1 protein-coding gene is annotated in these 1,516 nt (G+C 40.9%); it reads right to left on the bottom strand.

The window, feature by feature from the left end:
• On the bottom strand, positions 1-1,516 hold a 1,516-nt coding region (locus BXY_RS16755), incomplete at both ends, for a sensor histidine kinase (RefSeq protein ID WP_208946831.1).

Genomic DNA, 1,516 nt, shown 5'->3' with positions numbered 1-1,516 from the left:
TAGTATCGGTGTCTGTCATACGATACCCCATACAGATAGTGCCTGTTTGAGTAAATTTGATAGCGTTATTGACAAAGTTGGCAAGCAATTGTATCAGTCTATTCTTATCAATATAAAAAAGACAACCCGGCAAGCGTTCGGTAAATGCAAGGGTAACATCACTGTTTTTCAAACGTAACTGCATACTTTGTTCGATTTCCTCCATTGTCTGATTAACATCGATCGAGGAAGGATAGAAATCAAATGTTCCGGCTTCAATCTTCGACAAATCCAGAATATCATTAATTAATTGGAGCAACAAGTCGGTATTTGTTTCGATGATATCTGCGTACTCGCGCATTTCGACAGGATCTTCTGTATGAGGAAGCATATTTGAAAAGCCCACGATTGCGTTCAAAGGAGTACGTATTTCATGGCTCATGTTCGCCAGAAAGGCAGATTTCAATTGATTAGCCTGCTCCGCTTTCTCCACCGCTTCACTCAAACGACTATACGCTTTCCGAAGAATACGAATATAATAGACAATAGCAGCTATCAAAAGTAATAGAAAAACAGAACTAGCAATAATCTTAACATAGTGTTGCTGAAAAAAAGTTTGAGGTTTATCAATATATACAGCATCGTCGGGATAACGACTTGACGGAATATTATAAGACTTTAATACAGGATAACAAAGATAGGAATTTCCTTCCCCTCCCACTCCACCGGGGATATTGCGGGCTTGTTCTCCATTCAATATGCGATTCAGAATTTCCAGCAAAGAATCGCAAAAAGACTCCGTCGATACATAATACCCTCCTGCGAAAGTATTGTTCGATAAATTTTCGGGAGATAGCAAAAACAGAGGTGAGGGAGTAAAATTGGTTATAATTTCCTGTATGTGGTCGAAAAGGTAGTTGTTATCATTTTCATTATGAGACTCAAACCAGGAATAGTAAATAATCCCTGTATTAGGTTTATAACTATGCAGGGTATCCAGCAACATTTCTGTCGATAATTGAGTGGTAGAAAGCAAATCCAGACGTAAATCCGGAAAATTCTCTTCGACGGCTTCCTTGACATCTCTACGGGTTTCTTCACTAATATATCTGTCGTCTGAAATAAATGCCAGACGTTGCATATCCGGTATTAGTTTATAAATCAGTTCCACTGTTTCCTTCACATAATAATGCTGCTTTAAAAGTGTCAGATTATAGCCTCTTCTCCATTCTTCACCGGGGACACTATTGGTTTCTGTTAGTGGAGCATGAGACAGCAAAACGTCGAGAGAAGCAGGCAGGCGGTCGCGGGCATTTGTCACTATTACCGGAACATCTTTCCATACGTCATCAAACAGTTCACGGCAGACAATCCATCCCGGATCTCCAATCAGGACGATGGCAGCGGGAGCTACCGGGTATTTCTCACGCAAATGGGTGACTACGGCATCTGCTTCCATCTTATTCACCAAAGCTGGTACGGAAAGGGATTCCGCTTTGACAGATATCCCCTGCTTCTGAAGAGCATCGTGTATGCA

Source organism: Bacteroides xylanisolvens XB1A (assembly GCF_000210075.1).
In the GTDB taxonomy this organism is placed as follows: Bacteria; Bacteroidota; Bacteroidia; order Bacteroidales; family Bacteroidaceae; genus Bacteroides; species Bacteroides xylanisolvens.
Note: the sequence above shows the minus strand (reverse complement) of the source record. Positions and strands in the feature narration are given on the sequence as shown.